This window comes from Streptomyces sp. NPDC097107, assembly GCF_044762405.1.
Lineage (GTDB): Bacteria > Actinomycetota > Actinomycetes > Streptomycetales > Streptomycetaceae > Streptomyces > Streptomyces thinghirensis.
This window is the reverse complement of record NZ_JBIWEF010000010.1, coordinates 150,675-169,571: the sequence shown is the minus strand read 5'-3', so window position 1 is coordinate 169,571 and position 18,897 is coordinate 150,675. Positions and strand designations below refer to the sequence as shown.

Annotated in this window: 21 protein-coding genes; 14 read left to right on the top strand and 7 right to left on the bottom strand. The window is 70.9% G+C overall.

Annotated features, from left to right (window positions below; translation table 11 throughout):
* Positions 1-206 precede the first annotated feature (206 nt).
* On the top strand, positions 207-1,193 hold the full coding sequence (locus ACIQ1J_RS24425) for a hypothetical protein (RefSeq protein WP_403559975.1): 987 nt from the start codon (positions 207-209) through the stop codon (positions 1,191-1,193).
* 55 nt (positions 1,194-1,248) lie between these two features.
* Here ACIQ1J_RS24425 and ACIQ1J_RS24420 read toward each other — a convergent pair whose 3' ends face one another.
* Positions 1,249-1,881 carry an ATP-binding protein gene (locus tag ACIQ1J_RS24420; RefSeq protein WP_403559973.1) on the bottom strand — a complete coding sequence of 211 codons (633 nt, stop codon included), beginning with the start codon at positions 1,879-1,881 and terminating at the stop codon, positions 1,249-1,251.
* A gap of 217 nt (positions 1,882-2,098) precedes the next feature.
* On the opposite strand from ACIQ1J_RS24420, the gene ACIQ1J_RS24415 reads away from it, so the two are divergent.
* The 11 genes from ACIQ1J_RS24415 to ACIQ1J_RS24365 all read left to right on the top strand — a co-directional run bounded on the left by ACIQ1J_RS24415 (position 2,099) and on the right by ACIQ1J_RS24365 (position 10,336).
* On the top strand, positions 2,099-2,944 hold the full coding sequence (locus ACIQ1J_RS24415; protein ID WP_403559971.1) for a helix-turn-helix domain-containing protein: 846 nt from the start codon (positions 2,099-2,101) through the stop codon (positions 2,942-2,944).
* Entirely contained in the window at positions 2,945-3,148 is a 204-nt protein-coding gene (locus ACIQ1J_RS24410) for a DUF397 domain-containing protein (protein ID WP_403559969.1), read from the top strand. It begins immediately after the preceding gene.
* A gap of 118 nt (positions 3,149-3,266) precedes the next feature.
* Positions 3,267-3,494, top strand: a complete 228-nt coding sequence (locus ACIQ1J_RS24405; RefSeq protein ID WP_403559967.1) for a hypothetical protein — start codon at positions 3,267-3,269, stop codon at positions 3,492-3,494.
* A gap of 41 nt (positions 3,495-3,535) precedes the next feature.
* A complete protein-coding gene (locus tag ACIQ1J_RS24400; RefSeq protein WP_403559965.1) occupies positions 3,536-3,979 on the top strand; it encodes a DUF6879 family protein in 444 nt (147 codons plus the stop codon).
* Between the two features lie 22 nt (positions 3,980-4,001).
* Positions 4,002-4,334, top strand: coding sequence for a helix-turn-helix domain-containing protein (locus ACIQ1J_RS24395; RefSeq protein WP_403559963.1), 333 nt, complete (start codon positions 4,002-4,004; stop codon positions 4,332-4,334).
* A gap of 467 nt (positions 4,335-4,801) precedes the next feature.
* Positions 4,802-6,463 (top strand): ATP-binding protein, encoded by a 1,662-nt coding sequence (locus ACIQ1J_RS24390; protein WP_403559961.1) that lies wholly within the window; start codon positions 4,802-4,804, stop codon positions 6,461-6,463.
* 2 nt (positions 6,464-6,465) lie between these two features.
* On the top strand, positions 6,466-6,888 hold the full coding sequence (locus tag ACIQ1J_RS24385) for a roadblock/LC7 domain-containing protein (protein WP_210960685.1): 423 nt from the start codon (positions 6,466-6,468) through the stop codon (positions 6,886-6,888).
* Positions 6,885-7,238, top strand: a complete 354-nt coding sequence (locus ACIQ1J_RS24380; protein WP_403559958.1) for a DUF742 domain-containing protein — start codon at positions 6,885-6,887, stop codon at positions 7,236-7,238. The genes ACIQ1J_RS24385 and ACIQ1J_RS24380 overlap by 4 nt, the downstream gene beginning before the upstream one ends.
* Positions 7,216-7,845, top strand: a complete 630-nt coding sequence (locus tag ACIQ1J_RS24375; RefSeq protein WP_374196399.1) for an ATP/GTP-binding protein — start codon at positions 7,216-7,218, stop codon at positions 7,843-7,845. The genes ACIQ1J_RS24380 and ACIQ1J_RS24375 overlap by 23 nt, the downstream gene beginning before the upstream one ends.
* Positions 7,842-9,098 carry a cytochrome P450 gene (locus ACIQ1J_RS24370; protein ID WP_403559955.1) on the top strand — a complete coding sequence of 419 codons (1,257 nt, stop codon included), beginning with the start codon at positions 7,842-7,844 and terminating at the stop codon, positions 9,096-9,098. Before ACIQ1J_RS24375 ends, ACIQ1J_RS24370 begins: the two co-directional genes overlap by 4 nt.
* Before the next feature lie 11 nt (positions 9,099-9,109).
* The gene (locus ACIQ1J_RS24365) at positions 9,110-10,336 is read left to right on the top strand and encodes a cytochrome P450 (RefSeq protein WP_403559953.1); all 1,227 of its coding nucleotides are present in this window, start codon (positions 9,110-9,112) and stop codon (positions 10,334-10,336) included.
* A gap of 155 nt (positions 10,337-10,491) precedes the next feature.
* Here the strand turns inward: ACIQ1J_RS24365 and ACIQ1J_RS24360 are convergent, their stop codons facing one another.
* The 3 genes from ACIQ1J_RS24360 to ACIQ1J_RS24350 form a co-directional block, all read right to left on the bottom strand.
* Positions 10,492-11,313, bottom strand: coding sequence for an SAM-dependent methyltransferase (locus tag ACIQ1J_RS24360; protein ID WP_403559951.1), 822 nt, complete (start codon positions 11,311-11,313; stop codon positions 10,492-10,494).
* Between the two features lie 195 nt (positions 11,314-11,508).
* A complete protein-coding gene (locus ACIQ1J_RS24355; protein WP_403559949.1) occupies positions 11,509-11,979 on the bottom strand; it encodes a carboxymuconolactone decarboxylase family protein in 471 nt (156 codons plus the stop codon).
* A gap of 202 nt (positions 11,980-12,181) precedes the next feature.
* Entirely contained in the window at positions 12,182-13,096 is a 915-nt protein-coding gene (locus ACIQ1J_RS24350) for an alpha/beta fold hydrolase (RefSeq protein WP_403559947.1), read from the bottom strand.
* 230 nt (positions 13,097-13,326) lie between these two features.
* Here ACIQ1J_RS24350 and ACIQ1J_RS24345 point away from each other — a divergent pair, with 230 nt between their 5' ends.
* Positions 13,327-13,629: a hypothetical protein gene (locus ACIQ1J_RS24345; RefSeq protein WP_403559945.1), complete on the top strand. Its 303-nt coding sequence runs from the start codon at positions 13,327-13,329 to the stop codon at positions 13,627-13,629.
* Between the two features lie 9 nt (positions 13,630-13,638).
* On the opposite strand, the gene ACIQ1J_RS24340 is transcribed toward ACIQ1J_RS24345, so the two are convergent.
* The 3 genes from ACIQ1J_RS24340 to ACIQ1J_RS24330 all read right to left on the bottom strand — a co-directional run bounded on the left by ACIQ1J_RS24340 (position 13,639) and on the right by ACIQ1J_RS24330 (position 17,061).
* A complete protein-coding gene (locus tag ACIQ1J_RS24340) occupies positions 13,639-13,998 on the bottom strand; it encodes a VOC family protein (RefSeq protein WP_403559943.1) in 360 nt (119 codons plus the stop codon).
* A gap of 65 nt (positions 13,999-14,063) precedes the next feature.
* The gene (locus ACIQ1J_RS24335) at positions 14,064-15,554 is read right to left on the bottom strand and encodes an MFS transporter (RefSeq protein ID WP_403559941.1); all 1,491 of its coding nucleotides are present in this window, start codon (positions 15,552-15,554) and stop codon (positions 14,064-14,066) included.
* 118 nt (positions 15,555-15,672) lie between these two features.
* Positions 15,673-17,061, bottom strand: a complete 1,389-nt coding sequence (locus tag ACIQ1J_RS24330; RefSeq protein ID WP_403559939.1) for a DUF445 domain-containing protein — start codon at positions 17,059-17,061, stop codon at positions 15,673-15,675.
* Positions 17,062-17,257: 196 nt separating this feature from the next.
* Between ACIQ1J_RS24330 and ACIQ1J_RS24325 the strand changes: the two genes are divergently transcribed.
* Positions 17,258-18,616 carry an SGNH/GDSL hydrolase family protein gene (locus ACIQ1J_RS24325; protein WP_403559937.1) on the top strand — a complete coding sequence of 453 codons (1,359 nt, stop codon included), beginning with the start codon at positions 17,258-17,260 and terminating at the stop codon, positions 18,614-18,616.
* Positions 18,617-18,897 lie beyond the last annotated feature (281 nt).

Below are 18,897 nucleotides of genomic sequence, written 5' to 3'. Positions count from 1 at the left end.
CCCCCAGCACCACTGGCGGCTGGCTCTTAAATCGTGGCACATCGAAAGTGCTTTGAACCCTCTCGATGGAACTTGCGCACCAACTGGCAAGAGAGAAAGCAAAAACCGCCAGGTGGCGGCCCGTTCCCCTCCGGCACAATGACGAGCAACGTCGATGGCTGGCGACATGAATGCCAGTTCTGCCGGATATGCGGAGGTTTGTCACCATGTCAGCGCGCAGCAGCAGTCGCCGCCCGTTCGCGTGGACGGAGAAGGAACTCGACGAGGATGTCCTGCCGGACAGGCGGCAGCTCGTCACAGCCCTGCAAGAGATCTGCCGCCAGCTGGTCATCACGACCGCTGACGGGGGGACGCAGACTCATCCGACGCAGGCCCAGGCCGCTGAGTACCTGAACATCAGCGAGACCGCGCTGACCCGATACCTACGAGGGCAACGCATCCCGCCAGACGGTGTGGCTGCCTTCATCTTCGACACCGCTTGCCGGGATGCCGGAGGCGGCCAAACCCTCGGCCTCACAAGGGAAGAACTGCTGGAATTACGCACGCGAGCCGAGCAGGAACGATGCGGCAACTGCCAGCGGAACAGAGAGGCGGCACGTGCCGCTGCCCAGAGACTCCGGGCTTTGCAGGGAACCCACGAACAACTCAAACGGTCAACGGCAGAACGAGCCCGCGAACTCAGGGAACTCCGCCAGCGCGCCGCCGCACTGAAGCAGGAGACGCAGCGAATGAGGGCCGCTCATCTGAGACCGGCGAGGGAAGCCGGCCCGCAAAAGGTCGAGGAAGCGGCACGCGCCTCGGCTCTGTTGCCGGTCCCCCGCCGACAAGGGGACCGGCAACAGAGCAAGAACGCAGCCTTGACATCTCGCCACGTCGGCCACCGCGCTGAAGAGCTGCTCCGCAGCGGCCGGCCGGACAGCACCCTCGCACTCCTCCGGCATACCGCAGAGGCCTACTCACCCATGGAAGTGGCCTTGCTAGTGGCTCTGTTGCGGACACAGGGGCAGGACGGCCTGGCCGACAACCTCGTGCACATCTACGCGCGCGACCGCAACGACCAGGACGTGATGCGGGCTGCATTGATACTGCACGAACAACAAGCCGTCGCGGACGCGGAGACGCTTCTGCGCACGGCCGCCGCCCATCCTGGGTCGGCTCTCTCCCGGGCAGAAGGGCCCAGGCCACCGAGATAACTGCGGGCCAGCCTCGCCGGTGCCGCTCCGAAGCAGACCGCGAGCGGGTTTGAACTCAGGCGGCAACGCCCGGCTCGGCTTCGAAGTGCAACTGGGCCTGGTCCAGGACGTCGTCTGGATCGAAGCCGCAGGAAGCCGTCCAGTGAAGCAAGTCAGCGATCAGCTCAACCGCGGACTCCTTGAGGGCGGTGTCTCGCAGTCGCCCTTCAAGAGCAGTGCCGCTCCCAGGGCGGTAGCTCTGCAGAGCCGCGGCAGCCCGTTCGAGCCGCTGGCAAACCTGCTCGGGCCCGAGTGCGATCTCGCACCACACCGACTTTCCGGCGGCCGTCAAAACCGTCCCCCAGTCCGCCGTCACGGCGGCGAGCAGGTGCAGGCCACGCCCGCATTCATCGTCGCAGCCGACTGCTGAGAGGGAGGGAGTGGAGTAGCTCTTGTCGTGCACTTCTACACGCAGCCGCTCGCCGCCCCACTCCAAGACCAGTGTGGCGGACGTGCCTTCACCCACGTGTTTGATGACATTCGTGGCGAGCTCCGTGACCACCAGCTCCGTTTTCTCCATGGCATGAGGCACGCCCCACTGCCCCAACTGAGCCGTAGTCGCCTGTCGCAGTAGCCGCACCTCGGCCGGCGCCGCAGTGAAGGGCAGAACTGTTCGGTGTTGGTGTTCCCTGACCTCGTAGATGGGCATGCGAACTCCTCCCTCCCAAGCCACGCGTATGCTGCGCCCGCCGTGTCCGTCCGGCTGCATTGCGTAGCGGTTCCCGAAGGACAATGACACAGAGAAGTCTCACTGTGTAACTTCTCAGAGAATCCATCGAGTGAATCTGATGGTGGGAGGCCTCCTCGCTGCCTAGCCTGATCAGGCCCGGAGCGACCGCCCGGTGCACGCGCAGGAGGAAGTCCGCATGACCGTGAGGGCCACCACTCGCCGCCGCCAACTCGGCTCGACGCTGCGGAAGTTGCGGGCCGGCAAAGGCCTGACCTTGGAAGAGGCAGGCCGGCTTGTCGGGGTCTCCAAGGCCACGGTGAGCCGCTACGAGACGCAGGCGGGACCGGTGAAGTGGATCGTGATCGATGCACTATGCCGCGCTTACGGAGCTGCCGACGCCGAGCGCGAAGCTGTCGTTCGACTGGCCAAGGACGCCAAACAGCAGGGTTGGTGGAGTTCGTTCGCCGACTCCATCCCAGAGAGCATGAACCTTCTGCTGACGCTGGAGGATGAGGCCGTACGGGAGGATCACTTCTCCTGTGTCTACGTTCCTGGCCTCCTGCAGACGCGCGCCTACAGCACCGCTCTGCAGAAGGCGAACGAGGTTCCCCTGGAGTCGGCTGAGATCGAACGGCTGGTGGACATCCGCATGAAGCGGCAAGAGATCCTCAGCCGGCCGAAGCCGCCGCGTCTGTGGGCCATCCTCGACGAGTCCGTGATCCGCCGGGTCGTCGGGTCCCCGGAGACCATGAAGGAACAACTCGGCCGACTGCTCGAAGCGAACGAGTCTCCGCACATCACACTTCAGGTACTGCCCTTCTCCAAGGGAGCCCACTCCGCGGCCCTCGGCAGCTTCGTGATCATCGGTGGCACCGAGGCAGCACTCGATGTCGTGTACGTCGACTTCCACACCGGCTCGCTCTTCCTGGAGAGGGACGAGGAACTTGAGCGTTACAGACTTGCGTTCGAGTACCTCCGCGCACAAGCGTTGGATATGGAGGCTTCCTCCGCCCTGATCCACCTCGTCCGCAAGGAGCTGTGAATGTCACTCGGTCCCAGATCTGACTCCGCCGCCGTCTGGTTCAAGTCGTCGTACAGCGGTGGCAACACCACCGAGTGCGTCGAATGCGCCTACGCCCCGCACCGAACACTGATACGTGACTCGAAACGCAGCGGCGGCTCCGTCCTCTCCGTGGGTACCGAGGCCTGGCGGCGGTTCGTCGACGCGTTGCAGCAAGGCGCCTGAGCCGGGAAGCCACGGGCGGACCGGGCCCCGTAGAAGTTCGTGCAAGTAGCTGGCACCCAGGACTACGCCTGCGCAAACCTGGCCAAGCCGCCCGTCATCACCGGCACTGGAGGACACCATGGCTCTGCACCGCCTGGGCAAGGATCCGGAGAGTCCCAACAACGGCTCTCCGACCGTGTACCTGGACGACGAGACCGGGAACTACATCCTGCAAGGCTGGCGGGTCACAGACGCCGAGCGCCTGGCTCAGCTGGACATCCCCGGCCACGAGACGGTGATCGAGTTTCCCAAGCGGATGATGCAGTTCTTCCCGGAGGTGAGCGGAGATGCCGCAGCCGACGTTTGAGGAACTCTTCCGCTCCGCCCAGCACAGTGCGTACCACCTAGATGCGCGACGCCTACGGCCTCGATGAGGACTACCGCGCGTGGTCCGCAGGCCACCGGTTCGACCCGGCGGAGCGCTGGCCCTGGTGGATCGAGCTGGTCTCCTCCGCCGTGTCCCAGGGAGTCGCGGTGCACCGCGCTCGCATCGTCTCCGAACCCCTGTCCCCCTACGCTCGCTACGAGTACGAGCTGACCGGCGGGCACAACGTCAAGGCCGGTGAAGACGTGCGCTGGCTGCCCCGCAGGCGGGCCTCGGGCCTCGCGCTGCCGGGGAACGACTTCTGGCTCTTCGACGGCACCTCCGCCCTGTTCAACCACTTCGCCGGGGACGGGACGATGACGGGTGAGGAGCTAGTGACGGAACAGACCGTCGTCAGTCTGTGCTCCTCAGCGTTCGCTGCCGTCTGGGAGCGGGGCGTCCCCCATGAGGAGTACCAGCCGACCTGACACGGCCCACCTGCCACGCTTCATGTCTTCCTCATCCAGCATCCAGCAGGCCCGAGCGGCCCTGGGCAAGCGACTGCGCGAGATCCGGAGGGACTCGGGTCTGACCGCGCGCGAGCTTGCCGCCAGGGCGGGCTGGCATGAAAGCAAGTGCAGCCGCATCGAAAACGGCCGCACACCACCTTCCGATCACGACCTGCGCGTGTACACGCTCCGGCTGCGGCAACTGGACGACCGGATGGCCGGGCTCGCCCAGTCCCGCGATGTTCTCGCCGGGTACATCGCCGCGGCCGAGCGCATGAGCAGCCGGACGTATCCGCCCTTCGACGGTATCGATCCCGAGCCGGTACCCGCCTGAGCCGGTCCGACGAGACCGCGCCGACCGACCTACCAGCACGCCACTCACAGGGTGAACGCCCTTTTCAGCCAAAGACGTTCGACTGCCATCGGGGCATTTTTCGCGTCAAACCTCCGGCGGTTCCGGCTCGTAGTCACGGTGCTGACACAAGGTGTGAGCGCAAACGGTATGGTCCCTTCCCGTACGTCGAACGCCGGTCGCGGGTTCAGCAGTTCGAGGTGGTACGGGTGCGCGGTCCTGTCTTCCGTTCCGGGTCCGCGTCGTCGTCGCCCCCCTGCTCGTACCGGCCCTTGCATGTTCCTTGGAGGTCCATGTCGTGCGCCTCGCCGCCGCCGGGCCGTTCCGGCCTGCCGCGGTCCGCACGCGTCGCCGCCCACACCACCGTCCGCGGCCCCACCGCCTCCCCGGCCCCTCTGCGCCCTCGGCCCACTTCCCCACACCGACGGCTTCCGATCCGTGAGGACCTGATGACTGAACTGATAGTGACCGCCACCGCCGTGCTGGCGGTGGCCGGAGTCGGGGCCGCGTGGTACTTCCGGCGCAAAGGCGCCCAGGCCCGGCACCGGGCCGAGCTGCTGCGCGAGCACGCCGACCGGCTGACCCTGCAACTCGTCGCGGCCGAGCAGTGCGTGGGGCACCTCGCGGCCACCGTGATTCCCGCGGCGGCGAAGGACGGGCACGGCGGTGCGGGTCCCGAGAGCGGGCTGCTCGTACCGGCACCGCTCGACGGGACACCGCTCGCCGAGCGGCTGCGTGCCCTACCGGGCGCGGTGGCCTCGGTGGTGGGGGACGTACGGACGTGGGAGCGGGCGGCCGCCGAACGGGCCGCGGCCCACGCCGCCGACCAGGTGCGGCAGGACGCCGAGCGGCAGATCGCACAGGTGCGGCGCGATTCCGTCGGCGTGGCGCGGGCCGCCGTGCGCGGCTTCGCCAACAACATCGTGGCCCGGTCGGCGAGGCTGGGCAGGGCCGTCAGCCAGGGCGTACGGCGGCACATCTCGGACGAGGCGTACGCGACGCTGGTGGAGATCGACCACCTCGCGCAGCAGATGCTGCTCACGGCGTCGGGGTACTCCGTGCTCGCCGGGGACAAGCTGTCCCGGCGCTGGCCCGCCACCCCGCTGACCGACATCGTGCGCGCGGCCATGGGCCGGATCGAGGGGTACGAGCGGATCAAGCACCCCGAGATGGGGTCCGTGGCGGTCGAGGGCCGCGCCGTGGAGGCGGTCGTGCACGCGCTCGCCGTACTGCTGGACAACGCGCTGCGTTACTCGCCGCCCGCCGCCAGTGTCCACGTCTCGCTGGAACAGGGGCACCACGCCTGCTTCCTGATCGTGGACGACGCCGGACTGCGCATGGACGACGAGCGGCTGCTGTGGGCCAGCGACGTGATGTCCGGCGAACAGCGCGACGACATCACGCGCCTGGGCGCCCACCCCCAGACCGGGCTGCGCGTGGCGTCCCTGCTGGCGGAGAACTACGGCTTCCGTGTCGAGCTGACCGCGCCGAACATCTACCAGGGAACCCGGGCCATGGTCGTCCTGCCGAAGAACCTGCTCGTCGACCCGGCGGCGGTCCAGCCGGCGCCCCGGCCGGCCACCACGCCCGCCACCACGCCCGCCGCCGCGCCCCTCGCTCCCCCGGTGGCCGCTCCCTCCGCCGCGCCCCTCGCTCCCCCGGTGGCCGCGCCCGACCTCGCGGCCGGCGCCGCCCACGCGCCGACGGCCCCGGTCGCCGACCGCGTGTCGCCGACCCCGGCGACCGCTCCGGCGACCGCCCCCGCGGCGGCTCTCGCCGCGGAGCCTCCCGTACCCGAGTCCGGTCCGGCCGAGCCTCCCTCGGCCGCCGCGGCCACCGGCGCGCCCACAGCCGCCGCGGCCACCCCCTCCACCACCGCCAGCGGTCTGACCGTCCGCCGACGCACCACCGCGCCCGCCGCCGCGCGACGCCCTGCCGCCCCCGACGCCACCGGGCCCGGCCGCCCCGCCGTCGCCGCGGCCTGGGCGGCCGGCACCCGCCGCGGCCGGGAGGAAGAGCCCGCACCTGCCTCCACCGGCCCCGGCCCGGGACGGACGACCGGGCCCACCGCCGACGCCACCCACGACGCCGCCGACGACGAAGGACACTGATCGTGCAAGACACACACACCAACAGCCTGGGCTGGCTGCTGGACCAGGAACTCGGCAGCGTCGAGGGCGTCCGGTACGCCGTGCTGATGAGCAGTGACGGGCTGCTGAAGGCCCGTACGGCGACGATCGGCCAGGACGACGGGGAGAAGTTCGCCGCGCTGACGGCCGCACTGCGCGCGGCGGGCAAGGCCTGGGACGAGTTCACCGGCGGTGCGGGGATGCGCCAGCTGCTGATCGAGTCGGTCGGCTGCATCGGCCTGACGACCACCGCCGCGAAGAACACCATGCTGTCGGTGTGCACGACCGGTCCTGACGCGGACGTCGGGCTGATCTCCCACCACATGGTGCGGCTCGCCACCCGGGTGGGCCACGAACTGGTCACCGAGGAGCGCTTGCCGGTCGCGGAAGGCGGCTCGCCGGCATGACGGGGCCGCGGCGTGACCCCGACTTGGTCAGGCCCTATGTCCGCACCGGAGGCCAGGTCCACGCGCGCGAGGACGTGCGCCTGGAGAGCGTGGTCATCGCCGCGACCGGCCCCACGGACACCCTCCCCCCGGACGCCCGCCGGGTGATGCGGCTGTTCGCCGGTTCCCAGGGCGGCCTGGCCGTCGCCGACATCGCCGCCGCGCTGGAGCTGCCGCCCTCCACGGTGCGCATCCTCGTCTCCTCGCTGATGGACTCCGGCCACCTGTCCAGCCCGGTCGCCGCCGCCGACGACCAGCCCGACTTCGACCTGCTGCAGGAGGTGCTCCGTGGACTTCGCTCCATGGTCTGACCGGTCCGACCCGTCCGTCACCTACGTCCCGGCCACGGTGACGCGGTCGGCCAAGATCGTGGTCGCGGGGGGCTTCGGCGTCGGGAAGACGACGTACATCGGCAGCGTCTCGGAAGTACGGCCGCTGCGGATGGAGGAGCCGATCACGCAGGCCAGCGACGGTGTGGACGACCTGCGCGGCACCCCGCACAAGACGACGACCACCGTGGCGATGGACTTCGGCCGCATCCACATGGCCGACGGCCGGATCGCGCTGTATCTGTTCGGGCTGCCGGGGCAGTCCCGTTTCCAGCCGCTGTGGGAGGACCTGGCCCTGGGCGCCCTCGGCTGTCTCGTCCTGGCCGACACCCGCGACCTCGACGCCTCCCACGACGCCCTCGGTCTGCTGGACGGCGCGGGCATTCCGTACGCCGTCGCCATCAACACCTTTCCCGGCGCCCCCGTCTACCCCGAGGCCGAGCTGCGCGAGGCGCTGGCCCTCGAACCCGCCACACCTCTGACGTACTGCGACGCCCGCGACCGCACGTCCTCCCTGCACGCCCTGATCACGCTCACGGAGTACCTCTCCGAGCACCGTTCAGCCGCCCTCCTGGAGTCCCGCCGATGACGTTGCCTTCCGCCGAGCCCGAGCCGGCCGGCCCGCCGGGCCGTGTCGCCCTGTACGCACCGGAGTTCGCCGCCGACCCGCACGCCGCCTACCGGCGCATGCGGCGCGTCCACGGTCCGCTCGTCCCGGTCGAGCTGGCGCCCGGCGTCCCCGCGACCCTGGTGATCGGCTACTACCAGGCCCGCCGCATCCTCAACGACCCGCTGCACTTCCCGGCCGACCCCCGTGCGTGGGAGAAGCTGATCCCGGCGACCTGCCCGGTGCGGCCGATGATGGAGTGGCGGCCCAACGCGCTGCGCTCGGGCGGTGCCGAGCACGCCCGCTACCGTTCCGCGAACACCCAGGCCATCGACCGGGTCGACCAGCACGGACTGCGGGCCCTGGTGGAGAAGGTCGCCTCCGGCGCCATCGACGAGTTCCGCACCGCGGGCTCGGCGGACCTGCTCACCCAGTACTCGTTCCCCATCGCCTTCCGCGTGCTGAGCGCGCTGCTCGGCTGCCCCGACGAGATCGGGCAGCGCATCGCCGACGGTATGGCGAAGATCTTCGACACCACCAACGCCGAGCAGGGCAACCGGATCCTCGCCCAGGCCGTGTCCGACCTCGTGACCCTGCGCCGCCTCCACCCCGGTGACGACATCACCTCCCGCCTGGCCCTCCATCCCGCCGAACTGAGCGACGAGGAGATGGGCCACCAGCTCGTCACGCTCTACGGCGCCGGGATCGAGCCGCTGACCAACCTGATCAGCAACACGATCCTGAAGATCCTCACCGACGAGGAGTTCTCCGCTGACCTGCACGCCGGGCTGTCCACGGTGCGCGACGCGCTCGACGCCGTCCTCTACACCGACCCGCCGATGGCGAACTACTGCATCTCGTATCCCCCTTACCCCATCGACGTGGAAGGGGTGCTGCTCCCGGCCGACCAGCCGGTCGTGATCTCGATGGCGGCGGCGAACAACGACCCGGCCCTCACCGACGGTGTGCCCGAGGGCCGCCACACCGGCAACCGCGCCCACCTGGCCTGGAGCATCGGCCCGCATGCCTGCCCCGCCCGCTCGCACGCCTACCTCATCGCCGAGACCGCGGTCACCCACCTCCTGGACGCGCTGCCGGAGACCGACCTCGCCCGCCCCCTCGCCGAGCTGACGTGGCGTCCCGGCCCGTTCCACCGCGCCCTGGAATCCCTGCCCGTCACCTTCCCCGCCGCGCAGCAAGCCGCTCACCAAGCCGCACACCACGCCGCACCCTAAGGAGCCAGGCCATGGCGACCCAGCAGCCCGCCCTCGTCCTCGACCCCACCGGCGCCGACCACCACGCCGAGCACCGCGCCCTACAGGAGGGCGGCCCCGCCACCCGGGTGGACGTCCTCGGCGTCCAGGCCTGGTCGGTCAGCGACCCGGCCCTCCTCAAACAGCTGCTCACCAGCCCCGACGTCTCCAAGGACGCCCGGGCGCACTGGCCGGCCTTCGGCGAGGTGGTCGGCACCTGGCCGCTCGCCCTGTGGGTGGCGGTGGAGAACATGTTCACCGCGTACGGGCCCGACCACCGCAAGCTGCGCCGGCTGGTGGCGCCCGCCTTCAGCGCCCGGCGCATCGCCGAGATGCGGCCGGCCGTCGAGGAGATGGTGACCCGGCTCGTCGACCGGCTCGCGGACCTTCCCGCCGGCGAACCGGTCGATCTGCGGCAGGAGCTGGCCTACCCGCTGCCCATCGCGGTGATCGGTCACCTCATGGGGGTGCCGGAGGACCGGCGGGAAAGCTTCCGGGCCCTCGTGGACGGCGTCTTCGACACCACCCTGGACCAGGCCGAGGCACAGGCCAACACCGTGCGCCTGTACGAGGTCCTGGACCAGCTCATCGCCACCAAACGCGCCACCCCGGGCGACGACATGACGTCCCTGCTCATCGCCGCGCGGGACGACGAGGGGGACGGCGCCCGCCTCTCCCCGGAGGAACTGCGCGACACCCTGCTGCTGATGATCAGCGCCGGGTACGAGACCACCGTCAACGTCATCGACCAGGCCACGCACACCCTGCTGACCCGTCCCGACCAGCTGGCGCTGGTCCGCAAGGGCGAGGTCGGCTGGGGGGACGTCGTCGAGGAGACGCTGCGCCACGAACCGGCGGTCAAGCATCTGCCGCTGCGGTTCGCGGTCACGGACATCCCCCTGCCGGACGGACGGACCATCGCCCGGGGAGAGGCCATCCTCGCCTCGTACGCCGCCGCCAACCGCCACCCGGACTGGCACCCGGACGCCGACACCTTCGACGCGACACGCACGGTCAAGGAGCACCTCGCCTTCGGCCACGGCGTCCACTTCTGCCTGGGCGCGCCGCTGGCCCGCATGGAGGTGACCCTCGCGCTGGAGAGCCTGTTCGGCCGCTTCCCCGACATCCGCCTCGCCGACCCGGCGGAGGAACTGCCGCCCGTGCCCTCCCTGATCAGCAACGGTCACCAGCGGCTCCCGGTCCTGCTGCACGCCGGCTGAACGGCGGGCCGGCTCGCCCGCCGACCGGGCGAGCCGGCAGGGCGGCGTGGGGGCAGGGCGGCGTGGGGGCAGGACCCGGAGAGCACGGGCACCGGCCGGACATCCCGGAGGCGGCCGTACGCCGGGAGACTCACCGGACGGAGCCGCGCCGCGGGTCACGGCTTGCGTCCCACCCCGCAGTAGGCGTCGACGGAGGCGGCGGACGGGCCGGTCGGGGTGTCCGGGCGCCAGGACGGGACCTGGGTGATGCCGGGGGCGACCAGTTCCAGCCCTTCGAAGAACCCGGCGATCTCCTCGACGCTGCGCACGTAGTACGGCGTCGCACCACTGGCGTTGTACGCGTCGGAGGCGGCGATCATGCCCTCGCTCGTGGCGGTGCTGTCGCTGATCACCAGGAAGCTGCCCGCCGGGAGCCCTGCCATCAGGCGGCGCACCAGGTCGCGCGCCTGGTCGTGGTCGGCGACGTGGCCGAGGGTGTTGAGGATGATCAGGGCGATCGGCCGGGAGAAGTCGAGAGTGCCGGCGGCGGCTTCCAGGACCGTGTCGGGGTCGTACAGGTCGGCGTCCAGGTAGGCGGTGCTGCCCTCGGGGGTGCTGGTGAGCAGCGCGTTGGCGTGCGTCAGCACGATCGGGTCGTTGTCGACGTACACGATGCGCGCGTCGGGAGCCACGCGCTGGGCCACTTCGTGGGTGTTGTCGGCGGTGGGGAGGCCGGTGCCGATGTCCAGGAACTGCCGGATCCCCTCCTCCCGGATCAGGTGGCGGACGGCGCGGCCCAGGAAGAGCCGGCTGGTGAGGGCCACGTCGACGAGGCCGGGGAAGATCTCCTTGATCTGGTCCCCGATCTCCCGGTCGACCTCGTAGTTGTCCTTGCCGCCGACGAAGTAGTTCCAGAAGCGGGCCGAGTGCGGTGCGGCGGTGTCGATCCGGGCCCGTATCTCCGCGCTGGCGGCGAGCTGGGAGTTGGTGTCCGACACGGCGAGGTCTCCTAGGGGTTGGCGTGGGTGATCAGGAGACCAACCTAGCGCCGACTCCGCCGGTGGGGCGTGAAAAGGGCTTCGCGAGTGCGGAGTTGAGGGGCTGCGATTCGGGTACGGGTGGGCGGCTCTCCCTCCTCCCCGGCTCGGGAGTGATGCGGGGGCGAGCCGCCCACGTACTCCGTGCGGGCGGGGTCAGCCGAACATGCCCGGCACGTAGTCGCCCGCCGGCTGGCGGGTGATGACGTTCATGCGGTTGTACATGTTGATCACGGCGATCAGGCCGACCAGCGCGGTGAGCTGGTCCTCGTCGTAGTGCTGCGCCGCGTTCGCCCAGGCCTCGTCACAGACGCCGCCGCCGTCGGCGATGCGGGTGCCCTGCTCGGTCAGTTCCAGGGCGGCGCGCTCGGCGTCGGTGAAGACGTTGGCCTCCCGCCAGGCCGCGACCAGGTTCAGGCGCAGCGCGGTCTCGCCCGCCTTCTCGGCGTCCTTGGTGTGCATGTCGAGGCAGAAGCCGCAGCCGTTGATCTGGCTGGCGCGGATCTTCACCAGCTCCTGGGTCGCGTGCGGCAGCCCCGCGTCCGCCAGGAGCTTGCCCGCCGAGTTGATGTGCCGCAGGAACTTACCGGCGAGCGGGCTGCCGAACATGTCGAGTCGGGCTTCCATGATGAGCTCCTCCATCGTCGTTCATCGAGCTGGGTCGTCAGTCGTGCGCCTTTGGGCGTACACGGCTACGACGGAGCGCGGCGGCCGGATGTGACAGCTCCAAGGAGGTGGTGGGTGTGTCCTGCGTCTCAGCCGACAGGGAACCTCCGGGCAGACCTGGAGTGCCGGGAAGCGCCGGAAGGCGCCCCCGGGTGACGCGCGGCTACGCCGTGGCGCCCGGGGCGGGGCGTGCCAGCAGTCGGCTCAGGGCCGCCGTCACCTCGGCCGGGCTCTCGTCCATCACCCAGTGGCCGGTGCCGTCCAGCATCGTCAGTTCGGCGCCGGGGACGGCCCCGGCCAGCTCGGTCGCGATCGACGGGCTCAGGTACGGGTCCGTGCGGCCCCAGATGACCGCCGTGGGGCAGGCGATGTCGCAGAGGTGCCGGCGCAGTTCGGGGCGGGGCGGGGTGCGGTAGTCGCCGAAGTAGTGGAGGATCCAGCGGCGGCCCTCCGGCGTGTCCATCCAGCCGACGTAGTCGTCCAGTGCGCCGGTGTCCAGGTGGCCCGCGCGGACCAGCGGTGCGAGGGACCGGCGGTGGATGGCGGCGTAGGGCAGGCGCGTCGCCGCCGGCCGGAGGGCGGAGCTGCGGCCGGCGAGGCTGATCAGGCTGAAGACGGCGTACCAGGGGCGGGTGAAGGAGGCGTGGGCGCGGCTGTTGAGGACGGCCAGCCGGCGGACGCGGCCGGGGTGGGTCTCGGTGAGGCCGAGGGCGAGGAAGCCGCCGTAGTCGTGGCCGGCCAGGTTCACCGAGTCCAGGTCCAGCGCGTCGAGCAGCCGGGCGAGGCGGGTGACCTCGGTGTCGTAGTCGAAGGACAGGTGCAGGGGGCGGTCGGACTCGCCCCAGCCGAGGAGGTCCGGGGTGATGACCCGGTACCGGTCCGCCAGGGGCGGGATCTGGTGGCGCCAGCAGTGGTGGTTGGCGGGGTAGCCGTGCAGGAGGAGGACCGGTTCGGCGTCGGGGGGTCCCGACTCCCAGCACGCCACGCGGGCGCCGCCGTCCACCACGACCGACCGGGCGCGGGGCCGGTCACCCCCTGAGCCTGTGCCGGCGCCCGTGTTCCTGCTCTGCGTACTCATCGGATTCCTGCTCCTCGTCTCGCCGTTCTCCGGCCCCCGCTCCCCTCGCTCCAACTCGGCGGGTACCCGGAAGTGTCGCGGGCCGTGCCCGCTGTTCGGCCGATGGAGTGGCACACCGCCCTTCGCGGGGAGCGGAGCGGAGCGGCGCTCACCCCGGCGCGTGCGCCGTGCAGGCCGCGGATTGGCCTCGGCTGCGGTAGTCGGCACGGCAGGAGACAGAGGAGACGGACATGGCGAAGGTTCCCAGCGCGTTGGTCGCCGCGGGTGGTCTCGTCGGCGGGTACGGCGCGGCCCGCTGGACGAAGAAGCGGCAGCTCGGCGGGGCCGTGCTCGCCGTCGCCGGGGCCGCCGCCGCGCAGCAGTGGCGGGAGCGGGCCGGCGGGAGGGCGGCGGGGGCGCTGACGGCCGCGTACGTCGCGGGCTTCGCCGGGTCCCACCCGCCGGCCAGGAAGGTGGGCGCCTGGCCCGCCGTCCTCGGTGTCGCCGGCGCCGTGGCGCCGGCCTCGTGGGCGGTCGCCGACCGGCGGGGGTGAGCCGTCGGCCTACGTCAGGTGGGTCAGTACGTTCACCACCCGCCCGTTCGGGTCCCGTACGAAGAAGCGCCGTACGCCCCACTCCTCGTTCCGCAACTCCCGTACGATCTCCGCGCCCGACGCGGACAGCTCTGCGTACACCGCGTCCACGTCCTCGACCTCCACGCTCAGGTCGGGGACGAGGGGCGCGGTGCGTTCCTCGGTGAAGAGGCTGATCTGGGCGGTGGGGTTGGACGGGGAGGCCAGGGTCGTCACCCAGCCCATGTCCATGACCTCCTCGAAGCCCAGCAGGCCGTAGAAGTCACGGCTCGTGCGCATCCGCTCCTCGCGCTCGACCTGGATGTTGGGGACGATCCGGCGGATGGTCATCGGGCGGCTCCTCGCGGTCGGCCGGTCGGGCGGCGAGCGGGACGGGACGGGAGTACGGGACCACGCTAGCTGCCCGCCGAATCCGCCCGCACCGTCGACAGCGGCTCCGCGATGTCCTCCAGCGAGCGGCGCTCCGCCTTCACCGCCAGGAACGCCGCCACCAGGCCGGCCGCGCACATCAGCCCGGCGCCGATCTGGAAGGCCAGGACCGTGTCGCCGACCACGCCGGACTCGGTGAGGCTGGCGAAGAGCAGCGGGCCGCTGATACCGCCGGCGGCGGTGCCGAGGGCGTAGAAGAAGGCGATGGCCATGGCGCGGGTCTCCATCGGGAAGACCTCGGAGACGGTCAGGTACGCGCTGGAGGCGCCCGCCGACGCGAAGAACAGCACCACGCACCAGCACGCCGTCATCGTCGTGGCCGTGAGCGATCCCTGGTCGAAGAGGTACGCCGTGCCGAAGAGCAGGATGCCGGAGAGCAGGTACGTGCTGGAGATCATGATGCGGCGGCCGACCGTGTCGAAGAGCGTGCCGAGGAGCAGCGGGCCCATGAAGTTGCCGGCGGCGATGACGGCGAAGTAGTAGCCGGTGCTGCCGGTCGGCACGTCGAAGAAGGTGATGAGGATGGTGCCGAAGCCGAAGGTGATGGCGTTGTAGAGGAACGCCTGGCCGATGAAGAGGGACAGGCCGAGGACCGCGCGGCGCGGGTAGCGGCTGAAGACGGTCTTGGCGATCAGGCCGAAGCCGATGCTCTTGCGCTGGTGGATGGTGATCTCACGGGCCGGCGGCGGCAGCTTCTCACCCTTCTCCTCCTCGATCTCACGTTCGACGGACGTCACGAGGGTCTCGGCCTCCCCGCCGTGGCCGTGGATGAACTGCCAGCGCGGGCTCTCCGGGACGTGCCGGCGTACGAGGAGGATGACCAGGCCGAGGATCACGCCGAGGGCGAAGCTGAGCCGCCAGCCGAGGTCCTTGGGGAAGATGTCGGTGTCCAGCATCACGATGGACAGCAGGGCGCCGCCGATCGCGCCGAGCCAGTAGCTGCCGTTGATGATGAGGTCGACCCGCCCCCGGTAGCGGGACGGGATCAGCTCGTCGATCGCGGAGTTGATGGCCGCGTACTCGCCGCCGATACCGAAGCCGGTGAGGAAGCGGAAGAGGAAGAACCACCAGGACTCGAAGGAGAGCGCGGTCAGCGCGGTCGCCGCCAGATACACGACCAGTGTCGTGATGAACAGCTTCTTGCGGCCGTAACGGTCGGTCAGCCAGCCGAAGAACAGCGCCCCGGAGCAGGCGCCCGCGACGTACAGGGCGGCGGCGAGGCCGGTGATCTGGGCGGCGCTGATGTCCAGGCCGCTGCCGTCCTCGGCGATGCGGCCGGCCACGTTGCCGACGATCGTGACTTCCAGGCCGTCCAGGATCCAGACGGTGCCCAGGCCGATCACGATCATCCAGTGCCATCGCGACCAGGGCAGCCGGTCCAGGCGGGCGGGGACGGCCGTGGTGACGGCGCCGGTGGCGGCGGGCGTCGGGCCCCGCGACGACGATTCTGCTGTCATGGCTCCCTCTCCGTCGAGCGAACGCCTCCCGTGTGCCCGGAGCCGGGAGGGACACGCCCGGCGCCACGGGAGGGGACACGCCCGCCGAGCCCGCCGAGCCGGGAGGGCAGGGTCTGCCCTACGCCCCCAGCATGCGGGAGACCGTGTAGATCAGCAGCCCGGCCAGCGAGCCGACCACCGTGCCGTTGATGCGGATGAACTGCAGGTCGCGGCCGATGTTCGCCTCGATCTTCTTCGTGGTGTGCTCGGCGTCCCAGCTCGCCACCGTGTCGGTGATCAGGGAGGTGATCTCCTTGCGGTAGGTGGTGACGACGTACACCGCGGCGCCCTCGACCCACCCGTCGGCCTTGCCCTGCACCTTGGGGTCCGAGGCCATCCGCGCTCCCAGCGACAGCAGCGAGGCCCGTACCCGCATGCGCAGTTCGCTGCGCTCGTCCTCCGCCGCCGAGACGATCATGGATCGTACGGCCGTCCAGGCGGACGCGATGAGGTCCTGGACCTCGCCGCGGCCCAGCACCTCGGTCTTCAGCCGCTCCACGCGCGCGCGGGTGTCCGTGTCGGACTGGAGGTCGGAGGCGAAGTCGGTGAGGAAGCGGTCCAGGGCGCCTCGTGCGGGGTGGGCCGGCATGTCGCGCATCTCGGTGACGAAGCGCAGCAGCTCCTTGTAGACGCGCTCGCCGACCCGCTTGTCCACGAACCGGGGCGTCCATCCGGGTGCCCCGCCCTGTACGGCGTCCATGACGGAGTCGCCGTGCAGGATCAGCCAGTCGTGGGCACGGGAGACGATCAGGTCGACGGCCCGCTTGTGGCCGCCGTCGGCGACGATCCGGTCCAGCAGTTTGCCGATGCCGGGGGCGATCTCCTGCGCGTCGGCGCGGCGTGTGATCGCCTCCCCCACGACCGCCTGCACGTCGGAGTCCCGCAGCACGGTGAGGGCACCCCGCAGGGCGGCGGACAGCTCCGCCGTCACCCGGTCGGCGTGTTCGGGCACGGCGAGCCAGGCGCCGAGCCGGCTGCCGATGCCGACGGCGCGCAGCCGCTGCCGTACGACGTCCTCGGAGAGGAAGTTCTCCCCGACGAACTCGCCCAGCGAGACACCCAGCTGGTCCTTCTTCTTGGGAATGATCGCGGTGTGCGGGATGGGGATGCCCAGCGGGTGGCGGAAGAGGGCGGTGACCGCGAACCAGTCGGCGAGCGCGCCGACCATGCCGGCCTCGGCGGCGGCGGCGACGTAGCCCGCCCAGGCGCCCGCGCCCCGGTGGGAGGCCCATTCGGCCAGGACGTAGACCACGGCGACGAACAGCAGCAGGCCCGTGGCGGTGAGTTTCATGCGGCGCACGCCGCGGCGCTTCTCCTCGTCGGCCGGGCTGAAGGACGTCATCGCACGGTCGCGGGCGGTCTGCCCGGCCCCCGCGGCGGGCCGCCCTCCGCCCGCCGCCTCACCCGCCCCGGCGCCCTCCCCGGCATCTCCCGGACCATCAGGAAAAACCGACTTCGTGCGTTCCATCCACTCCACCGTTCGCTGATCCGTCCCGCACACATTGTCCCTTCCTGACCGACTCCTGGAACGGAACACAAGTTCCCGTCGTCTGTCCTGGAGGGGGAACGCCCGGGGGTCGTACGGCCTTTCCTCCGCCCATGACGCATCATGGGTTCATCCCACCGGAGCCTCGGGCTCCCTCGCCCGAGGAGAACAGCACAGCATGACCCGGGGTCGTGACGGGGGTGCGGGGGCGCCCCCCACCAAGCACCGTGCCCTGCTCGCGGCGATCGTCACCCTGATAGTGGCGATTTCCGCGGCCATATACGCCGGAGTGTCCGCCGACGGCGGCACGAAGGACCGCACACCGCTCGCCGGCGGGCGCTTCCCACGGGGAGACGCCGCTCCCGCCTCGGCCGGCACGTGGGTCGGCGCCTGGTCCACTTCACCGGCCGCCGCCGAACCGGGCACCGAGACGACCGGCATGGCGGGCCGTTCGGTACGCAACGTCGTGCACACGAGCATCGGCGGCACCAGCGCGCGGATCACCCTGTCCAACCTCTACGGGCAGTCCCCGCTGACCATCACGCACGCCTCCGTCGCCCTGGCCGCCGGTCCCGACACCGCCGCCGCGCTCGCCGACACCATGCGCCGGCTCACCTTCCGGGGCAGCCCCCGGGTCGTGATCCCGGCGGGCGGACAGGTCATGAGCGACATCGCGCGCATCGCCGTCCCGTACGGCGCGGACGTCCTGGTCACCACGTACTCCCCCGTGCCGTCGGGTCCGGTCACCTACCACCCGCGCGCGCAGCAGATCAGTTACCTCGCCGACGGCGACCGCGCCGCGGACGTCACCGGCGTCGCGTACACCACGCAGACGCGGTACTGGCGCTACCTGACCGCGCTGGACGTGCTGAGCCACGAGGCCGACGGCACCGTCGTCGCCATCGGCGACTCGATCACCGACGGCTTCGGCTCCGAGACGGGCGCCAACAACCGCTGGACCGACGTCCTCGCCGAGCGGCTGCACGAGGCGGCCGGGCGGGACGCGCCCCGCTACAGCGTCGTCAACCAGGGCATCAGCGGCAACCGGATCCTGACCGGCCGGGCGGGCCGGCCCGCCGACAACCCCAGCGCGCTGAGCCGGTTCGAGCGGGACGTACTGGGCCGCACCAACGTCAAGGTCGTCGTCATCGTCCTCGGCGTCAACGACATCCTGCACAGCCCGGAACTCGCCGACCGGGACGCCATCCTCATGGGCCTGCGCACGCTGACCGACCAGGCGCACGCCCGGGGGCTGAAGGTCGTCGGCGCGACGATCACGCCGTTCGGCGGCTACGGCGGGTACACGCAGGCCCGCGAGACGATGCGGCAGCAGATCAACGGGGAGATCCGCTCGGGCCGGGTGTTCGACGAGGTCGTCGACTTCGACAAGGCCCTGCGCGACCCCTACGACCCGCGCCGGATGCGCTCCGACTACGACAGCGGCGACCACCTGCACCCCGGCGACAAGGGGTACGCCCGCATGGGCGGCATCCTCGACCTGGACGACCTGAAGGGCGCGGCACCGATCCAGCTCTGAGAGCCGGACACCGCCCGGAACGGGACACCGCTGTGCGCGGCATCGCTGTGCGCGGCATCGCTGTGCGCGGCATCGCTGTGCGCGGCATCGCTGTGCGCGGCATCGCTGTGCGCGGCATCGCTGTGCGGTGCATCGCTGTGCGGTGCACCACCGGCCGATATCACCCCTGGGCGACGCATCACCGGACGACGCACCACCGGCCGGCATCACCCCTGGGCGACGCACCGCGCCGGGCCGGACACCACCGGACGGCGCACCGCGGCCGGGCCGGACACCACCGG